At 40.3% G+C, this 19,320-nt stretch carries 15 protein-coding genes; 3 read left to right on the top strand and 12 right to left on the bottom strand.

Features of this window, described 5'->3' with window-relative positions:
- Nucleotides 1-134: 134 nt before the first annotated feature.
- The gene (locus AYJ08_RS16120) at nt 135-578 is read right to left on the bottom strand and encodes a hypothetical protein (protein WP_064018570.1); all 444 of its coding nucleotides are present in this window, start codon (nt 576-578) and stop codon (nt 135-137) included.
- A 283-nt stretch (nt 579-861) separates the two neighbouring features.
- On the bottom strand, nt 862-1,050 hold the full coding sequence (locus tag AYJ08_RS24540; RefSeq protein WP_064018571.1) for a hypothetical protein: 189 nt from the start codon (nt 1,048-1,050) through the stop codon (nt 862-864).
- Nucleotides 1,051-2,437: 1,387 nt separating this feature from the next.
- Here AYJ08_RS24540 and AYJ08_RS16130 point away from each other — a divergent pair.
- Nucleotides 2,438-2,764, top strand: a complete 327-nt coding sequence (locus tag AYJ08_RS16130) for a hypothetical protein (RefSeq protein ID WP_064018572.1) — start codon at nt 2,438-2,440, stop codon at nt 2,762-2,764.
- A 334-nt stretch (nt 2,765-3,098) separates the two neighbouring features.
- Here AYJ08_RS16130 and AYJ08_RS16135 read toward each other — a convergent pair whose 3' ends face one another.
- The 5 genes from AYJ08_RS16135 to AYJ08_RS16155 form a co-directional block, all read right to left on the bottom strand.
- Entirely contained in the window at nt 3,099-4,490 is a 1,392-nt protein-coding gene (locus tag AYJ08_RS16135; protein WP_064018573.1) for a DUF4179 domain-containing protein, read from the bottom strand.
- Complete coding sequence (locus AYJ08_RS16140; RefSeq protein WP_064018574.1) at nt 4,469-5,020, bottom strand: sigma-70 family RNA polymerase sigma factor; 552 nt, start codon at nt 5,018-5,020, stop codon at nt 4,469-4,471. The genes AYJ08_RS16135 and AYJ08_RS16140 overlap by 22 nt, the downstream gene beginning before the upstream one ends.
- Nucleotides 5,021-5,287: 267 nt before the next feature.
- Nucleotides 5,288-7,039: a stage II sporulation protein P gene (spoIIP, locus tag AYJ08_RS16145; protein WP_064018575.1), complete on the bottom strand. Its 1,752-nt coding sequence runs from the start codon at nt 7,037-7,039 to the stop codon at nt 5,288-5,290.
- Between the two features lie 232 nt (nt 7,040-7,271).
- Nucleotides 7,272-8,249, bottom strand: a complete 978-nt coding sequence (locus AYJ08_RS16150) for a hypothetical protein (protein WP_064018576.1) — start codon at nt 8,247-8,249, stop codon at nt 7,272-7,274.
- Entirely contained in the window at nt 8,227-8,799 is a 573-nt protein-coding gene (locus AYJ08_RS16155; protein WP_064018577.1) for an RNA polymerase sigma factor, read from the bottom strand. Before AYJ08_RS16155 ends, AYJ08_RS16150 begins: the two co-directional genes overlap by 23 nt.
- A gap of 271 nt (nt 8,800-9,070) precedes the next feature.
- Between AYJ08_RS16155 and AYJ08_RS16160 the strand changes: the two genes are divergently transcribed.
- Complete coding sequence (locus tag AYJ08_RS16160; protein ID WP_064018578.1) at nt 9,071-9,982, top strand: PIG-L family deacetylase; 912 nt, start codon at nt 9,071-9,073, stop codon at nt 9,980-9,982.
- Nucleotides 9,983-10,202: 220 nt separating this feature from the next.
- Here the strand turns inward: AYJ08_RS16160 and AYJ08_RS16165 are convergent, their stop codons facing one another.
- The gene (locus AYJ08_RS16165) at nt 10,203-10,628 is read right to left on the bottom strand and encodes an ASCH domain-containing protein (RefSeq protein ID WP_064018579.1); all 426 of its coding nucleotides are present in this window, start codon (nt 10,626-10,628) and stop codon (nt 10,203-10,205) included.
- 255 nt (nt 10,629-10,883) lie between these two features.
- Here AYJ08_RS16165 and AYJ08_RS16170 point away from each other — a divergent pair, with 255 nt between their 5' ends.
- The gene (locus tag AYJ08_RS16170) at nt 10,884-11,126 is read left to right on the top strand and encodes a VOC family protein (protein WP_157452878.1); all 243 of its coding nucleotides are present in this window, start codon (nt 10,884-10,886) and stop codon (nt 11,124-11,126) included.
- Nucleotides 11,127-11,261: 135 nt separating this feature from the next.
- Here the strand turns inward: AYJ08_RS16170 and AYJ08_RS16175 are convergent, their stop codons facing one another.
- The 4 genes from AYJ08_RS16175 to hsdR all read right to left on the bottom strand — a co-directional run bounded on the left by AYJ08_RS16175 (nt 11,262) and on the right by hsdR (nt 18,997).
- The gene (locus AYJ08_RS16175; RefSeq protein WP_064018581.1) at nt 11,262-11,705 is read right to left on the bottom strand and encodes a hypothetical protein; all 444 of its coding nucleotides are present in this window, start codon (nt 11,703-11,705) and stop codon (nt 11,262-11,264) included.
- A 1,276-nt stretch (nt 11,706-12,981) separates the two neighbouring features.
- Nucleotides 12,982-14,319, bottom strand: coding sequence for a restriction endonuclease subunit S (locus AYJ08_RS16180; RefSeq protein WP_064018582.1), 1,338 nt, complete (start codon nt 14,317-14,319; stop codon nt 12,982-12,984).
- The gene (locus tag AYJ08_RS16185) at nt 14,319-15,737 is read right to left on the bottom strand and encodes a type I restriction-modification system subunit M (protein WP_064018583.1); all 1,419 of its coding nucleotides are present in this window, start codon (nt 15,735-15,737) and stop codon (nt 14,319-14,321) included. The genes AYJ08_RS16180 and AYJ08_RS16185 overlap by 1 nt, the downstream gene beginning before the upstream one ends.
- Nucleotides 15,734-18,997, bottom strand: coding sequence for a type I restriction-modification system endonuclease (gene hsdR, locus AYJ08_RS16190; RefSeq protein ID WP_064018584.1), 3,264 nt, complete (start codon nt 18,995-18,997; stop codon nt 15,734-15,736). Before hsdR ends, AYJ08_RS16185 begins: the two co-directional genes overlap by 4 nt.
- Nucleotides 18,998-19,320 lie beyond the last annotated feature (323 nt).

The following is a 19,320-nucleotide window of genomic DNA, read 5'->3' on the forward strand; positions in this document are numbered from 1 at the left end:
CAGTGTTTAGCTGGCAATTACACATATCCTAGTAAGCTATCACTAGGTCAGGTCAAATAAGATAAAATAAAACAAGAAACAAGTCTAGCACCTACAGCAGAATGTTAGACTTGTTTCTATTCATATTTATTTAATTATTCAAAATAAATGGATCCTGAGATATCAACTGGATTTCGAGAAGGGTCAAGAGAATGCAATCTAGCTGCGATGCTATACGTACCAGGTTGCAAAGTAATAGACCGTTGATGACTTCCATTACCGGATATCTCAAAAATCTTGTCAGGTGAAACCTGGGCGTTTATTTCGTAAAATCTATACTCAACAAGTGGCTCGATTGAAGAATGATTCGTTTGGTTGAGTACAATTCTGACTGTTTGACCAGGACCGACTGAAAATTTTAAATAGTCCTCCAACCCTACAATACTCGTGAGTTTCTCAAATTTAAACCATCCGATATATCTCAAATCTTGTTGCTTTACTTGCTTCACAGGCTCTACTGGTGCTGCTTGTACAGAAGATGCAAGTGGAATTGTTAATACCGCTGCTATAAAAGCTTTGCATAATAGTGCTCTACTCACGCTAACTACCCCTTTACCAATGTATGTGTAAGCTCTGAAAAGAAATATATAGTATCCCATTATTCCTAATACATAGCTTACAATTTGTATTATATAAATTTTTACATTTAAAGTAAATATTTCCTTATTTAATCACTACCTATCATAAGTAGCCGCATCTTAACTCCTTTCCGTGAAGATTTCTCTTGTAGCTCTAACAAAAATGACCGTAAGATGCTACAGCATCCTCACGGTCAAACGATAAACTTAAATATTGAAAGGATATTCGCAATAAAGACCTGTTCTACTCTTGAACTTTACGATGTAAGTACACTCTTGTCCAATAAAATATTGCCGTACCAATAAGTAAAATTGTAAATTGAATTCCAGCACTTCCAGTCTTAACAAGATCATATAAAGACCAAATTAATAAAGCTACCGTATAAAACATAAAGGTATTTCTTGCTGATTTCTCATTATGAGATTTTTCCATTTCATCTTTTTCTCATATTTTTTCCTCCTCATAAAAGGAAATAACCCAAGCGTGTAATAAATTCCTTCAACACTTATACAACCGCTAGGATTATTGCGCTTTTTTTCCTCTGCATTTTTCTCAGGAAAGTACCACTATAGCTTTTCTTGTTATCGAGATTCATATTTCCTATGACTCTTATTTCAAATATCAAAAACCTTTTACATTATCATTGTAATACAGAAACAATAAATATCAAATTGTTTTTACATTTCCATTAGTATTGGACAATAAAAAATCCATTTTGAACAAGGTCCTGATCAAAATAGATTTGTGTTGCGAATTTACTGTGTAGTTTTTCGATCAAAAAGTGCCTTGTCCCACTTAGTATGAGAGATCATGCAGTTCTATATCTCTCGCTCTTTTTAGCTCTTTCCTTTTTCAATATCATTTAGCTACTTCTAGACTAATGCCTTGATCAATTACTAGATTAAATCCTTATATAAGTAAGCAATTTATTAAACTACCGAAGTTGAACTTTTTATGCTGCATTATTATCATATTATTCAGAAAAATTTGTGATTATATGAAAAAGTGGTTGGTAATGGGACTTACTGCGCTTATGCTTCTTTCAGTTTCTACTTCTGTATTTGCTGCGTCCCCGGCTGCTAACATCAGCATTATTTATGAATGCACAGATCCGCTTAACCCAAATAATTGCTAAGCTAGGTATGAATGTTGGAAAGTAAGTATAAGTAGGCTTTTTGTGGATTCACTGCTTATATGCTACATATGTTTTTCGTCGAAGCAGTTTTGATAACAAGTTTTTACCTAGATGTATAGAATTTTTTAATAGGAGAGCGAAGCCTTGCAGATGGGAAAGATTTGCCAAGGCTTCGCTCCTGTCGTTGGAAGACAAACCATGACTAGAAAATTTAATTCGTCTAGGCCTTAAATCTCTGCTTTTATCACCTTTTGACCTCCCTTTACCCCATATAACAGTTAAAAGTATGTCTGTAGATAAGTCACCGCTCTTTCTTCTAACTCTTGCTCCGTAAGTTCTTTCCTAACTTGATGTTTGCTCAGGAGTCCTTAGATAAAAATTACCAAGAAATCCATTTTCAGTTATAACCTCAATCTCTCCTTTTTCCACTTTGCTACGTATTCTGCTTCTTCCAGTAGATTGCTATAGATGGGATTCGATTTGAAAGAAGCTCCCGTCAAATCGAAGCCAAATTCAGCCATCGCTGGAACTACCCGATGGATCAAATGACTGGTATTTTAATTTTTAGTTTAAAGAAATAAATTGATTATTACAAAAATTACCAAAACAGTTTACACACAGGACTCGGGGTGCTAACATAAGAATATGGTAAATATTACCAAATAAATTTTGAGGTGATTTGTTGTGAAGAAACTGTTAGCATCTTTATCTACTTTCGCGGTTCTTACTGGTGCTTTAGCTGTTCCTACTTTTGCAGCCACTGAGAACACTGCAAAAGAAACAAATTCTCAAGTATTAAAGGTTCAACCAAATGTTGATGTAACTGGAGGCGGAAAGACAGCATTGTATTCTTCACCAGCAACTTCTTATACGGTTAGTGGTGATGGTTTAGCGGTTTCGAAAGTTGGCTCAACATGGTATTTGTATGCCTCAAAGAGTGCTACGCGTGGATACCTATATGAATATTACAATGGAAATCTTGAAAGAATACATGATGTTTATGTAAATTAACTTAAAATTTCTGTCGACTACCTAAGGTAATGACTCTATAAGAATAAAAATTAACATAAAGATATCCCGTTCCACAATTATTAGAAGTGGGACGGGATGTTTATTATCTGGAAAACCTCCCCTTTTTTATGTACTGAATGTTTCATTTCACGTATATAAACATGCAAAAAAGTCCTGACAGCCTTTTAGCCTCAGGACTTTTTTCTCGCTTCAAATCTATAAAACATAAGTGGTTATTAAAAGAGGATACTGCTGGAATTTCTCTCCGGTTCTTCCAGCAAGCTGTACTGCTCCAATCAGAATGACAATCACTATTCACCATGCCTGGTATCATTTAAAGTAAAGGAATCTTGATTAAATTCTGTTCACGAATCTTTTGCTCTTCTTTGTTCATAACATCTGTAGGAACGACTAGCTTCAAGTTTTTTGGAGATGGAAAGGGTGGAAATTCTTCTATGAACGAATAGGAGTCAGTAAACTCTCTTTTTGCATCTTTTTCTGGTAAACTTTTGTATTCGTTCTCCTTTTCATCTTTTATTGTTAATAAAGGTTTTTGATTGAAGGGATTTTTAACCTCATAATGTATAACCGTTTTTGTGGAAAGGAAATCCACCTTTTTTAGAATAAAGTCTCCTTGTTGTTCGGATAGTACATACGGTAATGGTTGTGATAGATCAATCTCTGCATCCTTTGGAGGATTTTTGTTAGTTTTTGACTTCTCCAGCTCTGGATCTTTCTTTGCTAACACACGGGGATCCATGTAAATAAATGGATCTTCTCCATTTAGGTAAGATAATGAAAGTAAGTGTTCTAAGGTATTCTCATTTAAGTAACCATAATTCGAAGAAAATGATAGTTCAGTCATATATTGATCATAGAACCTGAGTAGAAGATTTTCCAGCTTCTCTTTAGGACCCTTCACTTTAAGTTGTAAGGTGGTTCCTGTCGCATTTCTCCTAATGTTTTCAGCTTTGAACTGGAGTCCGTTCCGATCCTTTTCAAAATGTGGAGGAACTGTTCGTTGCAAGGCTTTTAGAGAATCGGGCATTTTAAATTCAAGATCCCACTGCCATTTTCCGCTTCCTCCTACTAAACCCACTCGTTCTATCTGTGCGTGGAGTTTAAAATCATTTGGTACCCCTTCTTTTAAATAAGCAGAGTTAATCCCTGCATACAAATGATCCCCGATTCGTGTTACGTCTTTACTTCCACCGTTTAAAAAAGATTCTCCATTTCCATTCAAAGTAAGTTCCTTAAAATCAGCAAGATAATCAGAAAACAAATCCCTATTGAGATCTTTCTCCGGCGGCATTTGAACCAGATACCCAATGGCCAATAGGTGTCCGTCAAAGAATAAATCGGTTATTGTGACGGTCACTCCTTGATCGGTTTTGCTTACATGATAAGGAACAGTCAACCCTTTTTCATGAAAGGCTTTCAGCTCTTCATCACCGTATGCCACAAAGGCACTGATACGCGGAGTATTGGTAAGTGTGGGAAACAGATTTTTTATGGTGTCCGCACTAGGCATTCCCGTTATTGCCAGCAGGATAATCAAGAATCCAGCAATGGAGGTCGTCCAGTACCAGATTCTGCGCTTTGGTTTTGATGTCATGATCATTTTCTCCCGTACATGATTTTTCATTTCATGGGTAAATGTTAGCTCGGAAAGGATCGGACCTTTATCACTATATTGAAATTCCTTTAATTCTTGATCGATGTCCATGACAATCCCTCCCGCTCAAGCATTTGTTTTAGTTTTTTTCGTCCCCGGTAAAGCTTGTTTCGCACTGCACCTTGAGAGGTTTCCAGAACATGAGCTACTTCCTCAATGGATAAGTCCTGATAATAATGAAGAATGATGACTTGACGGTAGGAGAGCGGCAATTTCAGTACGAGCTGTACGAATTCCTTCCGTTCCACTTGCTTCATAACCAATGGCTCTGTCTCATCCTGCTCTTTTTGTGTATGCAGATATTCTCCAAACAAAGATGGGAAGATGTTTCTAACGTACCAGGATCGGACATGCTTCTTGGCTTCGTTTATGGCGATTCGATAAATCCATGTTTGAATACTTGATTCCCCTCGAAAAGAAGGCAGGTGACGATATACTTTTACGAATACCTCCTGCGCAATATCCTCAGCAGATGTCCGATTTTTTACAATTAAATAAACAAGATGTACGACTCTCCTTCCATATTCGTTCATAATTCTTTCCATGATGGCTTCGTTGGTTTCATGCAATTCCAATTCCATGGCGTTACTCCTCTGTCCGCTCACCTATATTGATCCATGAGCTGCGGTTCGTGTCACACCTTTTTAAAAATTTTTTGGCAACAGGGAACAAAAAATGAAAAAATCCTCACTATGGAGGATTTTTTCTTGTGATTTCTCTTATACCTACGAGACAATGAATAACTTTTCACAGGATACAGTCCCTTACTTCCGGTATATCATACCGCTGATCGGAACATATCTCATAAAACATGCTTCTTTACCCATTGCCCTGTAAGCATTATTCTTTTACTTTACTGCAATTTGCGATTCAAACATATAATTGACAAGCACATTGGCAAATGCTTCTGCCGTATTGTAGCATTCCTCCAATGTATTGTTAGTGCCGCCAAATTCAAGCAACAGGCTTCCCTCGGAGATAGACTGATTATACACGCCATTCCCTTGGTTCTTCCCTTTCAGGATAATTCCCCGGGATAAGCCGGGATACGCGGCTTCCAAACGGGCATGCAGATTTTCCGCGAGCTTCTTGTTTTGCAAATAGTTCGGGTGAGCTGTGCCAATGACAAACAAAATTCGTGAATACGACTTGTCATGTAAGGTCAAGGCTACCTTACTGCGAGGCTCGTTACTGTCCCGATGAATGTCAAAAATATATTGTAGGTTTGGATTCATTGCTGCCGCTGCGCTTACTGCTTTGTATGATTCCGCATAGGAAAGCGAATAGCTTTTCTTTTGCTCCGCCAGCTTTTTGGCAAAGTCATCCTGATTCACCATCGCTTGAATCCCTTGTGCTTGCAACAGCTCACCTAGCCGTTTTCCGACCAATGTGATATTGATTTCGGGATCATCTACTGAGCTACCGCTTGTGTTTCTGGCGACATTTCGCCACGACTCGCGGTTATGCGTGTGATAGATATAGACTTTTTCATTTCCGACCATGCCAGTGTTATACTCTATTCCAGAGGTATTAGGTACATTTACTGGCTGATTCGTGCCTGGCTGGACGAGATCTACTATCCAGCTAGCAATATAGGCGGTCGAGTTGTCTGCCAATCGAATGACATACCAGTCTCCTTCGTTCTGGACAACCGGGTAGACTTGCCCTGGCTGAACATTTCCGACGACCGCGTAATTGGTTCCAGGCCCAGATCGCAGATTAGTATCGGGATTTCTTACACGTATCATTGCTTCAGCAGCCTGTCCTGTACTAGGAGTAGGCGCCCCCGGTATATCAGTTAGCTGTACCTGAACCGCCATCTCCTGAGAAGCTGGTTTAAAAATAAATGCGTCTGTGCCGTTGAAGCTGATCTTGTACCAATCATTTTCATATCCATAATGGTTGATTGTTGTATTGACAGGTAGCTGACCAATGACTGTACTTAGACCATTTGGCTCAGCATAGACATTATAGCTTTCCGATAACACAATTGTCCCTACTACTTGTCCCACCTCTGTAACAGAAGGCTGTGAAGGAACAACCGGTTCAGAAGGTGCTAAGGATGAGACTGGAGCTGAAACAGCTATTGGATTAGGGGCTGGATCAGGAATCGGTTTGGGCGCTGGTGCAGCCGTTTCCGTCAAGAAACGTGCATTTACCCAGCCGCTAACATTATTAGACAGCTTGATCTGAGTCCAATCCCCTTGTTTTTTCATTTGCAAAAATACACCGTTTTGGTCGATGATCTGCAAGATTTGGGCAGTTGCATTCGGCTCAGCCCGAACATTTAGCATATCTACATTACTCTTTACATATTTCACCTGCGGAATCTCAATCTTTTTAACATATTTATTTAGTACCCAGCCTGGTTTCCCGTTGGCGAGCTTCACCTGTATCCAATCATTCTTCTGCGTAAGGATCGGTAGCCGTGCAGCTCTGTTGATGGTTCCGACTATCTGGTTAGTTGTACCTGGGGCACTGCGAATATTTAGTTTATCAACAGTTACCTCCACATGGGTGGCCGCCTGAGCAGACAATTGAGGCATTAGTAAAAGCAGGAAACAAACAGCTATCAAGATGGTATATACACGTAAAAACAAGAACCTCGTTCCTCTCTATTTGATTCATTATGGCTGGTAAATTCAGCCTATTGAATAGAAGTTCTCGTTCCATCTACATATTCCTTCATCCTACGACATTTTTTGCTTACAAAATGTAAAGAAAAAAGACGAAACGACAAGTTTCGCCCTTTCTTCTGCTTTTCTATTGTTGCAATGTCTACACGATAAGCAAGTCCCTCTGACGTAGGCTTGATGATGAGCCTTGCTCTTATTACTTCGCCTGATTCACCTGTTTTGCCATTGTGAATAACTCTTCTTTCGTAACTAGATTCATCTTGGCTCTAAGAGAGTATTCCACCTTTGTTCCATTTTTTACCCACTGTAAGCTGTGACTGCTGTCCCCATTTTTCGAGGAAAAGACGGAGTAAACCGCTTCATTATCCTCCACCTTTACTTTTTCCAAGGTATTGGCAAAAGTTCCTCTGCTGGATTTCCCTTCTTTTCTAATATTTACCTGTACATATACGCTTCCTTTTTCCCCTTTGTACTCCGCCTCTGCATCATGAAGCTTATCTGTTATCGGAATTTCTTGAACGATATATTCTTTTTTCGTTTTCTCTTGTTCTGCTTTCATCCATGCTTGATCATATTTATCGCTCGGGTCATAGACTGCTTCCCCCTTTGTGAAAAGAAAACCATTACCTAGCTCGGAGGGTAGCTTGAACAGATTCCCTACTTTTTGTTCCATGTTCTTCCACGTTGTAAAGGTGAATGGTTTGGACTTTACGTCAATAAAAGGACGTGGGTTCAACTCGTTTTGCTTTTGAAGTTCTGTAATAGGCCAATAGATGGCAACTGCCGATCCAGGTTTCACTTTTGTGAGAATCTCGTTGCCAATATCAAGCTGCCTATATAACTCTTCAGATCTATTTTGGAGTTTTTCCTTAACCTCTGGTTGCAAATTTTTCATCATTTGTTCTTGCTGATATTCACTTCGTTTTGTGACTTGGGACACTACTTCACCCTTATCGTTTTTCAGCTCAATCGTCTGGATGCCCGCCCACACGGATGATGCCCCTACCAGCAATCCTACAGTCAACAATAGGCCTAATTTCTTTTTCACTTTCTTTTCCTCCTGTCTTTGATCTGCATATATCGCCTTCATTAGCTTCTTTTTAACATCAATTTTGGGGACTGGCTGCGATGTAAGCAGTTCCTGTATTTGCTCATATGGTTCTCTGTCCTTCATCGAGCATCCCTCCTTTTTTGACAAAGTAATGCTTGCATTTCTTCAAAGCCCGCTCAAATTGCTTGCGTAGGGTTGCAGGATTCTTGTTCATCAATTCTGCAATCTCCTTATAATCCTTTTCCTCCAACACCCTTAGAATCAGAAGGGTTCGCTCTTCCGTCGATAGCCTTCTCCAGATGCTGGATAACGGTTCGCCAAGGTAATGATGATCAATCTCTTCCTCCACATAGTTGCGACCTTCCTGATCCCTGTTGTAGAAAAAAGGTAGCAAGCGATTTAACTTCCTACGCCTCAATTGCTTCGCACAATAGTTATAGGCGATTTTGTACAGCCATGCAGAAAAGGACAAGGAGTATGTATACCGATCCAAATTCTTATATGCCCTGAACAAAACATCCTGAACAGCATCTTCTGCTTCCTGTTTGTGACCAAGCATATGATAGCAGTAGGTAAAAATGGGCTGTTGAAAATGATCAATGATGATTTCGAATTTATCAAGAGAACCGTTTTTGATCTCTACGATCAGATTCTCTAGCTCTACTTTGTCCACTTGTTTGCCTCCTCTCACAATGTATAAACCCTGAGGCCGTCGATTTGTGACACTACAATATAAAAAAATACCATATACTGAAAATCTCAATAGGCCTAAACTCAAAAAATTTAGACCTGTACGTATCAATCCAAGTGTTTCTTCCGAACGAAGTTACGAGTATAGATATAAATAATTGTTGTCCTATGAAATAAGTAGTGATATTATGAAAGTAAATTATTGGTAAAAAATTACATCGTTTTACTAAGCGCTAGCTAGGAGGGGAATTGCTATGTGGGATTCTAAAAGATTTGTTAAGTCAAAGCTCATTTTAAAAGTTTTCTTTTTGTTCGCTCTTATTTGCACGGCATTACCGCATCAGGCTTCCTTTGCAGCCTCTGATTACAAATCGATATCCTTCTATTTACAAGCTCATCCTGATGACTGGCAGTTATTCCGCGGTGAATATGCTTATAACGATTTGCATGCCCCACAAACCAAAGTAGTATTTATTTATACTACAGCAGGTGACGCTGGTTCTGTAAAAGGTTGGTGGGAAGCCCGGGAACGCGGGGCAGTCGCATCTATTAGAAAAGCACTTAAGCCAACTCCATTAACAATAGATATCGCCCAATTTAATGATCATCCTATCGTCCGCTATACATCCGGCAATTCCGTAAGCTACTTTTTACGATTACCAGATGGAATGGATGGGTCTGGGTCTAAAGAATATAATAACGAATCATTAAGTAAGCTACGAGACAGCAATCAATCAATAACAGCAGTGGATAAATCAACCACATACACTAGCTGGTCAGACTTTACCCATACGTTAAAGGAAATCATGGACTATGAAACAAATGTAGTCGGAGCAAAGCATCCTTGGGTAAATGTGGCAGATAACGATAGTAATTATAATCCTGGGGATCATATGGATCATAAAGCTACTTCAGATGCAGCAAGCACTTTTGCCAAAGGGAACTATAATCGAGCCTTATATGTTACCTATGATGTGAAAAATAAGAAGGCAAACATAGGTGGAGCGGCTCTAACGAATAAGAAAAATCTTTTCTATGCTTATGCAAACGAGGTTTTCAGTCAAACGGTTGCAAACGGTGATCCTGTCGATCAACAGTTGTTTGAGGATGAATGGTACTGGTGGGGCAACAAGAGTTATTCCAGAAATATTAAGTATGATCAGTAGTCATATAGAAAAAGCTCTCTTACATGTAAAGAGAGCTTTCTTGTTTGTTTTCATCCATTATGATAAAAAGTAAAACTCCATTTTCCCCTCATGTAAGCGGTTGGATTTTTCACTTAAAATATGTAGTCTTCATCACCTGATCCAGATTCAGGGATTGCTGCTGAATAGCTGTCTTTACATCTTCTTACCGCTAAAGAACATGTATTAGAAGGAAGCTTTTTTATTCATTCCAATTCCACAATCCTTGTCTTCCTCTCACTGAGATTCGTTCTATCTGCTTTACATTCGTCAATTTCCAAGCGAATCGCCCTAGTTCATACCATCCAAAAGCGTATTCATTTCCCTCTATCCGGTGGTTTGAATCTCCAGCTAAGGCATAAAAGCCAGAATGTGCTTTCACTTGCAAGCACTCTGTAATCAGGCATGTCGCAACAATAGCTCCAGTCGGCAGGTCATCCGCGGTTAATCCATATTTGGCTAAAACAGATCGAAATGGCTCCTGCTTACATGCGTCCTTATCCACCTTCTTGCCAGCATGGATTGCTAATTCTCCTCGATATTTCGTGCGCCAGCCCCGGGTCTCGAATTCCTTTTCTCCTAGGGTAATAAGCGTAGCCCATGGTTGATGTATCGTAATTGCCTTCACTCTTCCTTCCTCCTCAAAAAACAATCAATCTCAAATCTTACGTCTTGGTCATGTCTCTCTTTGCCCGTCTCTCCCAGTCCATTGCACGACGGACAAAATTCTAATCCCTCTTGTATCATTATTACACACTGCTTGTCTATTTCTTGGCAAAAAATTTCTGACCCCACTGCTCATTCCATTTTCATTCTTATCTGAACGCCCGAGCATGCACAATAACAATTTCTTCGCTGCCTCATCTTATTTACATATCCTGAAATGAATTTGGAAATTGCTTCAGTAGGGAATTTTTTATTACTTTCCGGATCGGAGAAAGCCCTTGCTCCTTTTAAAGCTACAATAGCGACCTTGGTTATAGATTCTCTGGATGAATTTGCAGCATATTTTAAAGAAAACGGTTTTCCATTCATTCGAAAGCCTAAACAGGTGCCAACAGGAAAAAACATGACTGTCCAGCATCTTGATGGAGCTATTGTTGAATACGTTGAACATAGTCGTTAACCCTGTCATTCGGAAGATTCAATAAAACAGCTAGCCCCAAGCCTTCAAGAAGTTGAGAAAAAGCCCTCAAAAGAGGACTTTCCTCATCATTTGAATCACTTTTTGAGGTGTCTACAGAGCCAAAAGCTCAGATTCTCAATAGGTAAAATATCCAAGAAGATTGATTGGAAAACCTGCATTATTTATATACTTTACAGTGTATGTTCCAGGTTGTAGACAAAATTGTTTTGAAGTAGTTCCCATTGAATATATCCCATCAAAAAAATAAATTTGTCCATTGTCCCCTATTATATTAACAGATGTGTTAAAAGAGCCACTTCTTTGAGGATCGGATGGAGTTTGATTAACATTGAGCGTCCCACATAATGTAGAACCAACAGTCGCCCTTATTGGTGCATCTCTCCAATAGCTGTTAGCTTCTAAGCCATTATGCCAAAAATTAAACAAATAATTTTCGAATGGATGCACTTTTTGTTGTTGAACAGCCTCAACTGATTTACTAGGCGCTGCTTGTACAGAAGGAACTAATGCGAATACCATCATTACGGCTACCAAGCCTTTGAAAGCTCTTTTTTTCATATTCATGCCCTCCTATATTTTACATTTTATTACATTTATAGAATATAATACATAACATTAGATAACAATATATTTTTTCAAAAAATCTAATGAATGAAGCAATTGCAAATCATCGTACTATAAGTGCATCACTACTACATTCAAATGGAATTTTTAAAGAGCTCAAGCTTTCACTTTATAAACGTAAAAAGACGCTCCTAAATAAAAGGGCGTCTTTTCTTTGGGCAAAGGAAATAACGATTAAATAAACATAGGTTTATTTAATAAGAGAGCTATTTTAAAATTCCAGGCATTTTTTATCCCAAGGCACCGGGTTATTCCTCTGCTTAAATTATACCTATCACTTAAGTAAAACAGCCAATCCCTGAGATGGGATATCCGGCATGTGTCTTTCTACAGAGATGAAAATGCCTTTAGTGAGAAAATCCTTTAAAAATATAATACTTTCCATATATATTTTACCGAAGAAATAACTCAAATTTTAGACAACAAAAAGAGGACAAAAAAGTTTCGTCCCCAATCTATCCCCAAGTTAGTATTTTTTAGAGCCTGTACTAGTAAATTAAACAACCCTGTTACATCAAAAAAAGCCTTGATAATCAAGGCTTTTAACGTTTCTGTTATGGTGATCCGGACTGGGTTCGAACCAGCGACCCCCACCCTGTCAACAGTGGGAGTCGTAAAATCCGCTCATTCAGTCCGTGATGGTACAACCATACGTTTCGTACAAACCGCATTGTAGAGCCATTTTGCAAAATAACCAAAACGATAGGTTGAACCTAGTTTAGCGGGTGTCACCAAAATGGCACCAAGGAAAACTAGGACTTGGCACCAAATTTGTCACCAACAAAAGGCCCTCCAAAGCCAGTAGTGATGCGCCCTACAACGATGTTTTATGACTCAATCTGTGTCCCCAGTCATGATAAACAAATACGCTATGTCCATTATTAATCAGGGGGACTCCACAGATGGATGTTCCATTGTTTAAGTTATTGGGTTGATCTTCAGACTCCTACACTGACAGTGTGGTATGTGCAGTGTCCTGCAATGCACCAAAGTGTCCGAAAGCCTGCTGTAGTGCGGGTTTTCGGACTTCGTTCTGTTTTGATGTTACCTTGAATTTCCGATGATAATCTAAGGTTCGTGATCATAATTGTTATCACAAGATTCTGCTGCGGCACAAATACATTCGCTCTACAGTCGTAGGCACATATTAATGTCACCTGAAGGATCGCCCGTAGTAAACTCGATTAACCCCATACTCCTTCATCAAGAATTACTGGGTCACGACTACTGTTTTTAACAATTCCAGTGCATTTTCCTCGCTTGGATCATTCGTTCCCAGTTCACCACGAAAAGCACGAGCAAGGATTGCTTTTTTCATTTGTTCTATTTTATCAATAACATCTATAATTCCATTAGCATACTTTTCACTGTCAAATAGTCTATTTAATATTCGTACTATCTCTTGTTGCTCTTCAAGTGATGGGACAGGCAAAGTAAAAGCTGCTATTTTTTTTGCATTAATATTCGACTGATTGACACCATCGCTTTTCACAGCATTACAGTATTCTTTTGCTCGAACTGAGTTCATAACATAGTTCAGATATTCGCCATTGATCTGGTTGTCGTATTTTAGCCTTATAATGTAACCAGCAAATATAGCAGGGTATTCCCCCCTATAGATCGATGTTTTCCCTACTAACTCTGGACTGTTCGTTCTGTTAAAAAGCACATCTCCAGGCTGAAGTAAATACTTACCTATATCTTCTTCATCGTTTGAATAGGCGAGTTTATTCCAATCAATCTCTCCATCCTGAAGATTGCCCATACGTATAACTACCACTTTGCCTTCATTGGAAGACTTCTTTGATGTACCATACTGTAACGAAGTACATACATCACCTAATTCCTTGTCTACCCAACTATCCATACTCACGCCATGCTCTTCACGCCACTTCGCAGTGAGCTCCCCTGTAAACGCTTTGTGTAGAATAGCAGCTTTACGTGTTTCAAAGCTATCTAAAGCATTTTGTGCCAGTTCCTTTGCCTGATCAAGATTAGCAAACAGGCCTTCAATTCGGTCAACGATACGTTGTTGCTCTGTCAAAGGTGGGAGGGGAATAGCACTCAGTTCCATCTTTCGCTTAGTAATGTGTTGCAATCCTGAACCATGACCAGAAATTTTGATTCTATCTGTTTCTGCCGTTAACCAGTAGTATAAATAATCTCTACAGGTTAAACGAGATGGTATAACCTTCCATATATGATAATGATATATTACTTTTTGACCTTTCCATATAAATGGGCCAAACGAAGCAGACCAAGCAAATAACAGGTCATTATTATCACAATATTTATTTTCATCTAAGTCTAAATCGGAATAATACCATGAATTATTTGTGAATAAATTTCCTACACGTAATACAGGTGTTTTACCTTGTTCCAATAATTCATCTTGTTTATACGCTCTACCATTTAAGAACGTTGAAACTTGTCCCAATTGTACCCAAATCCAATTCGCTGGAACTTCATATGGCTGCTCATCCTCAGCTACCCACACCTGTTCTAATATTTGTTCAGTAGATAAACTCTGCTTCATCCCTCTAGCCATTAGCGACTAACCTCCAATGACTTCAGTTCCTTCACAACGCTCAAGATCAAGTCAACGGCTTCTTCAAGCTGCGCTACGACTTCTTCACCACTCTCAATCGGGTCTGGGAGGTCATCATAGTCCAGGACGCTATCATCACGAATAAGCCCAATGCCAAGACTGTTACTCTTCTCATGAATTTGCTCACGAGTGAATACATTCCAACGTTCATCCTGCACCTTTCGACGATCTTCCGCAGTATATGCCGCGATAAATGCATCAAAATGCTCTGCCTTGAGCGGATTTGTTTTGCCGAATGAAGGCATGTTGGTACGTAAATCATAGAACCAGACCTCTTTAGTATTGTCCTTATCGGACTTGCCGCGCGTAAAGAAAAGTACATTGGTTTTCACACCCTGTGCGTAGAAGATACCAGTAGGCAGACGCAAAATCGTATGCAAATTACACTTGTCCATCAAGTCGTTACGGATGGAGGCACCATCACCTTCCGCAAATAATACGTTATCTGGGAGGACGACAGCTGCACGTGCTTCATTGTTTGCTTTCAAGCTACGATAGATATGTTGCAAGAAGTTTAACTGCTTATTCGAAGTCAGGTAAGTAAGATCGTCACGTGTCGCACGTTCGCCGCCTCTTTTCGTTCCGAACGGCGGATTCGTGAGTACCACATCGAAATCTTTCATCGACTTCCCTTGGTTGGACAGCGTATCGCAAAGCTTAATTGGCCCTTCAATATCATGCAGCATAGCGTTCATCAAGGCCAACCGATGGGTTTCATGTACAAGTTCAGAGCCTGAGAAAGCATCTTTTCGCTGGAACTCCTGCAATTCTGGTGATAGAGCAAACAGATCATCTGTCTGATCCTTTACATAGCGGTCTGCGGCGATCATAAAACCGAATGTACCGCAAGCTGGGTCATTGCACCGTTCGCCTGGCTGTGGAGCTACAAGCTTCGTCATAACGTCGATTAAGACGCGAGGGGTAAAGTACTGCCCTGCTCCAGACTTTTTCTCATTCGCATTCTTCTCAAGCAAGCCTTCGTACAGGTTTCCTAGCCCTTCTTCTTTAGCAGAATACCAATCGAGCGCATCAATTGAAGTAATGAGCTTCTCCAGGTTCTTGGGCTCATCGATATTCGAGGAAGCACCTGCATAAATCTCACGTACTCGACCTTTGGTATCCTCGCCTAAGTGGTTAAGCAGCTCCTTATAAAATTTCTTAAGTTCAATGCCCTTTGGCTTAAGCAGTTGATCCCAACGGTATTGCTCTGGAATTTGCTCTTCCGTCTCAGTTTCTTTTGCCATCTTTAAAAACAGGATATAGGTAAGCTCCGTTACATATTGATGATACGTAATGCCGTCATCTCGGAGAACATTACATAAGTTCCATAATTTAGATACGATCTCTTGGTTGTTCACGCTGATTGTCCCCCATCTTCAAATAAATACTGATTCAAGTCTGTAATAATGGTATCAAGCTTTTCGCGGAAAATCTTATTGATGCGATTATATCCACCTTGATTCTTAAATGCACCCGTGTTAAATAGATCACGGTCCAGAATCGGCTCGTGTAACAATACCGTTTCGATACGCTGAAGCCAATCCAGCTCCATTTTATTAAAAGAATGCTTCCCCTTGAGCTTCGCAATCGCATGCTTCATGCGCTCTTCTCGGCTGATTAATGCAGATCCCAGCGCTTCTTTACGAATAAAGCTAATAATGTCAGCTGTGATGTCCTCATTGGACAGCTGCTTCCAAGCGGTATTCAGCTGTTGCTCTGTAAATCCTTCTCGATCTAACTCCAAACGCAAGCTCTTCAAGCTTTCACGAGTAAGATCGCTTGGCCTTGAACAAACGACTTGGAGCGCTGCGATTTTATTCATGTTGTTCGTAATAAATGCCTTGAACTCATCCAAGTAATCTTTCGGTTTTAAGCCTTTGCCATAGCCGCGTTCATGAGAAACGAGCTCATCCTCTTTATCCGAAATCACCACAGATCTTGGCTTACTGCTGCCACCTTCATTCATGATATCGAACACTTTCCGATGAGCGAGTACATAGGCTTTGGCTTGCTCAACTGACATGTGTTTGACTTTCTCGATGAACTGGTCTGGCGTGTCTCCTTGTGCAATATCTCGGAAATGAGCCATGGCATCTTTTGTCATGCTCCGCTTCTTACGCTGCATCTTGGCAACTATGAGATCAATTTGATTTTGCAGCTGTTTCTCAGTCGGCAGAACTTCAAGTCCACCCAGCAAATCGTCAAAAGATGAGGTAGGCTGGTTCACCACATGCTTCATCGTATTAACATCCTCAAGGGATTCATACACGCCCACAGGATCGTAAATCTCAAAGTGTGTCTTGCCGATTTCTGGGCAGAGACGTGTTGCACGACCCATCATCTGTTCAAAGAGGATACGTGACTTGACCCGTCGCATAAAGACTAGATTAGCAATCTTAGGCACATCAATGCCTGTCGTTAAGAGATCGACTGTCACGACGAGATTAGGGTAACGCTCATTTTTGAAACGTTTGATCGCTTCCTGGACTTTCTTAGGATTACCGCCGCCGATGCTACCTGTGATCTTCATGACAGCATCGTTGTCTACACCGTATGGCTCATAAATCTCTTTAAGCAGCTTCACGATAACATCGGCATGGCTATCATCAACTGCAAAAATGAGTGTCTTCGCGTCGCCTTCTGGATTAATATCCTGAGCAATCTCGGTCAATACGGTGCGATTGAAGTTCTCTGTAATGACCTGACGATTAAACTTCTCCACATCGAATTTTAACTCATCATCCAGCTCGCCACTATTTGTAATTTCTCCCGTTACAGGATCGTAAATCGGGACGACTTCACCTTTCTGGTAGGTGATTCCATCTTTGCTTAGCTTGGTGACAATCGTATGCGGTGCATCATGATCAACAAGGTAGCCTTCGACTACTGCACGACGATAGGTGTAATTAAAAACGGGCTGTCCAAAAATCCGCGTCGTTTGAATGGCTGGCGTAGCCGTTAAGCCAATTTTGACCGCATTAAAGTAGTCGATGACCGCACTATACTTACTCATGTAATCTTCCTGATTACGGTATAGCAGCTCATCGTCGCTCATTTCCTTGTCTAAAATATAGCCGCGGTGCGCTTCATCTACAATAATAAGGTCATAGTCGGAGACAGCAGGAATGATTTCTCCCTCATTATAGAGTACACGTTTGACCAAGCTCTGTACGGTGGCGACATGCACCTTGGTCTCTCTATCGATGTCTTTGTCGCTGAGCTCCTTGATGTTGTAGATGTTATCTAATGTCATGAGCTCTTCGATTTTGACTTCCTTGAACACATCCTGTGCCTGTTCTCCAAGCGAGGTACGGTCAACAAGGAACAAGATGCGTTGGAAACGGCCAGATTTCAAGAAACGATACAACATTCCCAAAATCGTTCGCGTCTTACCTGTTCCCGTAGCCATCGAAAGCAGTACTTTGTCCTGTCCATTGATAATGGCTTGTTCTGCGGATTCAATCGCTTCAATCTGGTATTCGCGAAGGTTGAGGCCATCTGGGTCACGCAGCAAATCGTATGGTGTTGCACCCAAGGCTTGATCGGCTGTATCCGTATCTTTGTTCAGCAACTCCATAATACCATCGGGACTCATCCAGCCTTGAAGGGCTTTGGAGATATTCGATTGTTTACGCACATCGAGGAACCAGATCCCTGATTTAGTCTCAAGCTGCTTCAAATACTTCCGACCGTTGGTTGCAAATACAAATGGTACTTTATACTGACTCCAATTACCCACCTGATAAGCGGCATGTTCTTCACTTACGGATTGTGCATATTCCTTGCACTGGTTATCGATTACGGATGGAATATCGGTGTACTGACGCTTCGCTTCAATAATGCCGACTATTTGAAGCCCAACGAATAAAGCGTAATCGGCAAAACCAGATTTACCGCTGGAATTGCGTGTCGGCCATTCAGCAATTGCAAGGTTACGGCCTTTTTGTGGTCGAGTGCCTTTCGAATATCGCAAATGAACCGTATCTGCTTCCCATCCAACCTTGCGTAGCTGCTCGTCGATAATGTACCTCGTCTGCGCCTCGGAAAGTTGAAGCTGCTGGGCTGCGCGACTTCCTCTTGAGGTACGTTCCTCAATCGTCATCGTTTGGGCTACTTTAGCTTGTTCAGCAAGCTTCGTCAGCTCTTCAATCTTAGCTTCTTTCTCACGAAGGATCGCTTCGTAATCAACCTTAGCTTGAGACTTTTCAAGAGGCAAAGCAAACCGCTCTGGTTTATACTGCCAGTCCCCATACGTTTGCATAAACCAAATGTTTAACTCGTGGGCCATACCCATAAGAACTTTACACTGTTCTAGCGAATCGTAATTCGCATGCACGGCTTTATTCCGAGCCATACGCAAGCTGTATAAGATATCATCAATTTCGCGTGGTAGCAGTCCTTGACCCTTCAATAGCTTAATCCGATTTGCATGCGTGTTGTCGTAGCTTGGAGATTGAATGCCATCGAGCTGCATCATGAGGTTGACGATCGTTTCGCCCATTAATCCTAACTTGATCAAGCATGAATTAGGATCCGAATAAAGATATTCTTCAGCGGTTGCGCCTATTTGAGCAAGTACAGGAAAGTTACTGTCTAAGAATGTAAAATTAGACTCCATTCTTCTCCTCCTCAAGTACTGATAAGATACATTTATCTGTTTTCGCATATACAAGAGCATGAATATGTCTTAAGCACTATACCTATTTCGCTATAAAGACGACAAGTTCCTTCGATCAAGTATGGACAATAATGTAATAATACAAGAGAGCACCGAATTTAGTTGATCCATTTACTTTTCAATCAATGGTGATCATATCTGAGTTCTCTATATTCGGTCAAAAGAAATAAGCACCCTTTATGGAGTGCTCATTTGTTGCGAATTGTTGCTATATAAAAAATAGAAAAAGCACCACACACCAACATTTGTAAATCAAAGAGAGG

The organism is Brevibacillus sp. SKDU10, from assembly GCF_001645205.1.
GTDB lineage: Bacteria > Bacillota > Bacilli > Brevibacillales > Brevibacillaceae > Brevibacillus_B > Brevibacillus_B halotolerans.

Coding starts and splice junctions, on each gene's coding strand:
- AYJ08_RS24540 (WP_064018571.1), bottom strand. CDS start 1,050: ATGGAAAAATCTCATAATGAGAAATCAGCAAGAAATACCTTTATGTTT.
- AYJ08_RS16135 (WP_064018573.1), bottom strand. CDS start 4,490: ATGGACATCGATCAAGAATTAAAGGAATTTCAATATAGTGATAAAGGT.
- AYJ08_RS16140 (WP_064018574.1), bottom strand. CDS start 5,020: ATGGAATTGGAATTGCATGAAACCAACGAAGCCATCATGGAAAGAATT.
- AYJ08_RS16150 (WP_064018576.1), bottom strand. CDS start 8,249: ATGAAGGACAGAGAACCATATGAGCAAATACAGGAACTGCTTACATCG.
- AYJ08_RS16160 (WP_064018578.1), top strand. CDS start 9,071: ATGTGGGATTCTAAAAGATTTGTTAAGTCAAAGCTCATTTTAAAAGTT.
- AYJ08_RS16170 (WP_157452878.1), top strand. CDS start 10,884: ATGAATTTGGAAATTGCTTCAGTAGGGAATTTTTTATTACTTTCCGGA.
- AYJ08_RS16175 (WP_064018581.1), bottom strand. CDS start 11,705: ATGAAAAAAAGAGCTTTCAAAGGCTTGGTAGCCGTAATGATGGTATTC.
- AYJ08_RS16180 (WP_064018582.1), bottom strand. CDS start 14,319: ATGGCTAGAGGGATGAAGCAGAGTTTATCTACTGAACAAATATTAGAA.
- hsdR (WP_064018584.1), bottom strand. CDS start 18,997: ATGGAGTCTAATTTTACATTCTTAGACAGTAACTTTCCTGTACTTGCT.